This is a genomic window from Brevundimonas sp. (genome assembly GCF_023259385.1).
GTDB lineage: Bacteria > Pseudomonadota > Alphaproteobacteria > Caulobacterales > Caulobacteraceae > Brevundimonas.
This window is the reverse complement of record NZ_JAHFPF010000160.1, coordinates 1-4,653: the sequence shown is the minus strand read 5'-3', so window position 1 is coordinate 4,653 and position 4,653 is coordinate 1. Positions and strand designations below refer to the sequence as shown.

Annotated in this window: 3 protein-coding genes; all 3 read right to left on the bottom strand. The window is 65.6% G+C overall.

Annotated features, from left to right (window positions below):
• Positions 1-837 (bottom strand): DEAD/DEAH box helicase (locus Q0C81_RS12565; RefSeq protein WP_291838321.1); only part of this gene is annotated, 837 nt, incomplete at its 3' end.
• Between the two features lie 11 nt (positions 838-848).
• The gene (locus Q0C81_RS12560) at positions 849-2,879 is read right to left on the bottom strand and encodes a hypothetical protein (protein ID WP_291838318.1); all 2,031 of its coding nucleotides are present in this window, start codon (positions 2,877-2,879) and stop codon (positions 849-851) included.
• Positions 2,876-4,653: hypothetical protein (locus tag Q0C81_RS12555; RefSeq protein WP_291838316.1), on the bottom strand; the 1,778-nt coding region annotated here is incomplete at its 5' end. The genes Q0C81_RS12555 and Q0C81_RS12560, both read right to left, overlap by 4 nt.

Below are 4,653 nucleotides of genomic sequence, written 5' to 3'. Positions count from 1 at the left end.
AGTTTTCAGGTCCTCGGCCACGCGCTTCAAGCGCCGTGCGGCCGCTTCACGCTCCTTCCGGGTCGCGGCTCTGCGCGGATGCTGAAGAAACCCCGCCACGGGGGACGCGCTGGTGTAGCGCGCGAAGAAAAGCCGGTTGCCGTTGAAGCGGCGATCCATGACTTCCTTCGCCTCGGCTGAATCGAAGGCCTTCCTGAGCCGCGCCAACTGGTCCTCGACGAGCGCGTTCATGGGATACAGCACAATGGCCCGTAGCGCCTTCGGTCGATCCGGATGTTCTGCGGCGCGATGGGGGCGGAAACGTTCCGGCGTGTCCTTCCACCACTCCCCCTGCAGGTAGCCCGGCCCGGGCGCGGGCCATCGGACGGCTTCCTCAGCCATGGCCGCCATGATCGGCAACATGAAAGATTCGGTCTTTCCGGATCCAGTTCCTGAGGTGACGATGCCCGGCCGGCCCGATCGAAGGCCCCGGCGAAGCATGTCCACCTGATGCTGATAGGGGTTGAACAGCTCACGCCTCGCCAGTTCGCCATCGTCTCCGGGCCGGCCCGGGAACAGGCCCGATACTGCAAGTTCGGCGAAGGCGCGGCGGGCCTCCTTCGACATGTCGGATAACGGATTATCCACGCCGTCCTCGACGAGATCGGCAAGGGATAGCGTCGCCGAACGATAGCGCGCGACGGGCTCGATGAAGGGCGAAGTGGTCAAGGCTCCGCTGGTCCGGAGAAGCGCGCGACGGCGCTCCGCCAGTTCCGGCCGACGGACCCTGAATGCGGTGTCGAGGTAGGAAATATAGAGCTCGCGAAGCCGTTCGAAGCCGCCCAATGGATCCAGCATGGATCGTCCCTCTATCTGTCGTCTTGTTGTGGCGGGGCGGCGCTCACCCAGAGTTGGCCCGCTGTGAAGGCGGGCGATGCGGACTCTCCGGTTCCGCACAGCGCAAGGGCCGACTGCAAGGCTACCTGCTCACCGTAGGACCAGGCTGCTCTGACCAACCCACAGGCGGTTCGGAGGCGACGGCCGTCGAGCGCCGTCTCAAGCTTCTCGGTCGCTTTCAGGAGGTCCGCCACTGTCGGTTGCGGCCCCTCGGCAGCGTTGAACACGGCGGCGCTCCGCTCCTTGCCAGCCATGCGCGACAGGAAGGCCGCCGGGAGCCCCGCCGACGTTGTCGGCGAGAACGCCACCATGCCATCGTCGGCCAGATCCCAGGCGCGTTCGGGATCGACGGGGGTTTCGCCGGTGCTGACGAAGATCAGCAGGTTCGGTGGTCGACGCGCCTCCCTCATGACGTCGATGAAAGTCGGCATCCACAGTGCGGATGGCGTTCTGTGCAGGCCGTCGAGCAGCACCACCTGGTAGCGGGCCGGGTCCAGCCGCGCCCTCGCCCAAGCCTTTGCAAACGCCCCGAGCCTCGCGGATCCAGGAGGTCTCCAGAGATCCTCAACGGAAATGACGGATGGGTCGAGGACGTGCCGGCTCATCCCCCCGCCAGCGATCAGTTCAGCGTAGCAGGCGACCAGATCGCCAGCGACCTGCTCTGGCAGGAGAACCGGCATGCCGCCCCGTGCGCACACGTCGATAATGCGTAGGTCGTCGGCTAGGTAGCCCCACCTTTGGGCCGTTTTCACCACGACCTGATCGAGCTCAGCCCAGGGCCGAAGTGTTGCGTCCGGATGTTCCGGAGCGGCCCAAGGGGAGGCCGCCGCGGCTGCCGTGGTGAAGGTATGACCGGGATCGCCTAGACGGACGGCAAGCCGCTTGCCGAGTCTGGCGACGTCGGCGTCTTCCAACAGGGGCTCCTCGTCCAATTCTGCAAGAAGTTCCAGGAGGTCGGTGGACAATGCGGCTCGGGCTTCCTTGACCTGGGTCCGCTCCTCATCCAACTGCGAGCGTTGGATCTCCAGGCTCGACTGGAGCGCGGCGACTTCAGTGGCGAGCTGGTCGCGCTGCTCGTTATAGCTTGAGAAACTCGCCTCAAGGTCCTGCAGGTAACTGGCTTCAAGCGTTGACCTGAGTTCCGCCTCCAGAACGGTTTTCCGCTCCGCGATGAAGGCTTCAAGCCCTTCTTGGACAGATTGCTGGTCGCCGAGAACCGCGACGATCTTGTCGACGGACTCCAGGTTCGTGACGAGGCCCGCGCCGAACGCTTCGAGCCTATCTCGGTAAGACTCCAGGTCGGCGCCGTCCGACGGCAGGAGCTCGCCCCGCACCAGCTGGCCGACGAGATGGGTGATCTGCGCGCGGGACAGGGAACCCGCACCTTGCTGCGTCGATTTTCGCAAACGTTTCAGAAGAGACTCAAGGAAATCCGCGTCGCGGCACCAGTTCACCTGACCGGCCAACGCTCCGACGGTGACGTCGGGAACGGCGATCCAGTGCCCGTCAATCTTGTCGCCGCTGAAGAGCCGTTGGTCGAGGAGATGGGTCTGGAGGTGGTCGAGGCCGACGATGTCGGCGACCCAGGCTTCAGTCGAAGGATGCCGCACCAGCGGCACGACGACACATAAGCCATCGGGGAGCGCGGCGACCACGGAGGTGCAGCCGGACAGGATCTGGGAAAGTCCATCCTCGACCAGGCGGCGACGGGCGGCTTCCGCATCGGCATGGCGGAAATCGAGAACCTCGATCACCGGCTTGGGGTCCGAGACGAGACATTCGTCCTTCTCGCCAGTAAGATTGGGTGCGATTTTGAAGGCGACAAGACTGCGGACCGTGAAGCCAGTCAAACGAGGCGCGAACACCCGCCCCTCCTTTGGCAGCGCCTTCGTCCAATCCTTATAGACACGCCAGGCGCCGTCCTCGACCAAGGCCAAGGGGTCCAGTCTCGTGTGTGGCTTCGGTTCATAGACCGGCCGGCCGATGTACAAGGGATCGGTCAAGCGAGCGCTCCAACTTTCCTTCGGTCCGTCCAGACCCGTCGTGCGCCGCTGCGCCGGGCCGCAACGACCGCCGCCAACGGGTCGAGCCTGGTGATGCCCTCGAAGAGGACGGCAGCGCCCAACGAATCCGCGACCCAGCCGGCCGCTGCGGGCGCCGCGGGATAGTGATAGGACCAGCTCCCGTCGGCCGCGGTCACGGGTCCTGGCGTCGACAGGGACTCCCAGGCAAGTGCCCGCGCCATCTCAAGGGGCAAGTGACCGGATCGGGTCCGACGCCGATAGCGACCATCCTTCCAGTGGAAGAGCGGGCGACGGGCGAGCCTGTGCGCCTCCACGATCGCGGCGGTCCGTGACGCCGTGACGAACGATTTGTCATGGTCAAGGACGCGATAGACGTCACGGTCATCTCCGCGCTCGCGAACGAGCCTTTCCAGCCTCAGGGGCTGAACAATCGACCGTTCCGTGGGCGGTAGGAACAAGCCGATTTCGAACGACCAGACGGCTTGGAGCTGGCGTCCGTCGCCCGACCTCCGCTCAGGAGGCCAGCAACGCGGCGCCGGTTCGAAACGACAGGGGGGGTGGGTCTGGATTGGCCAACCCATCGCATCAGCGAGTTCGTTGACGCGCAATCCCTCGATCGCAATGATCGGCGGCGCCCAATCGGAGACGCCGGGCAGCAGCCTTAAATGCCCGTCCAGCGCTTTCACGGCCTCCGCGAGCCGCCGCCGCGCCGCGGCTCCGACGGCTCCGGTCGCTACAATGCGGCCCGGATCGATTTGCCGCAGGGCCGGCGGTCTTAGTCGCCAAACCCGGGCACGCCAAGATCTGAGAACCACTGGGTCGAGCCACTCCGCCTCCGCCAGAGCCCTGATGAAATCCCAGATGAAATGATCGCACGGCATCGCTGGCGCGAGCGCGCGGACGAGTTCGCCCTCTGGCCAGCCGCCAGCCGGACCGGCGTAGACGGCTTCCAGAGCATCATCCAAGGCGGTCGGGATCTGGTCCCTCAGATCGGATGGGTAACGAGGCTTGGAGCAGGCAGACGCCCGGGAGAGCGCGTCACGTTCAGCCTCAAAGGTCGCAGCAAGTGACGGGAAGTCCCGATGTTCCGGGGCGCAGCGCTCCAAACAGATTACCCTCTCTGTATCCGCGCCGAGCTCCGACGCGGTCACTCGCCAACGGCCGTTCACCGGACCTGTCGACGTCAGCCTCCATTGGTCGCCCTCCCGGACCGCAATCAGGTTGCCCTCCGCACCCTCGACAGGCTGGAGGGACACCTCGCTAGACGATGAAGCGCGGATGGAAGGCAGGAAACCCGGACGACCGAGCCAGCTTGTTCGATCCGTTCGGACACCGCCTTCGAAGGAGAGGTCCGTCAGCTGGATCGGTTCGGGCGTCGTGAGTCCGAGGGCGCGACGCAGATCGACCAGCTCGCCAGGTGCAAGGCGGCCGGACGCCACCCAGTCGCCCTCAAGCCGGCGCCAGCTCGTCACTACAGGCAAGGCCGCCGGGATGCAGGCTCTCCGCGCCACAACGGTGGCGGCGGCTTCCGGTGCCGCGCCGCCGTCGCACATCATCCAGGTAAGACCAGGCTCTTCCGCCGCGATAAGCATCCCGCGATCGAGAGCTGCCGCCAGCCCTGCGGGCAGGCTCGTTCGTGGCTTGCCCTCTAGTTCCTGAAGAGCGCCTTCCCAAGCGGGAACCCTTGTCCGCACACCTGCGCCGAGGAAAAGCGAGAGCCGGGCGATGTCTAGTTCGTAACCGTCGAACTGCA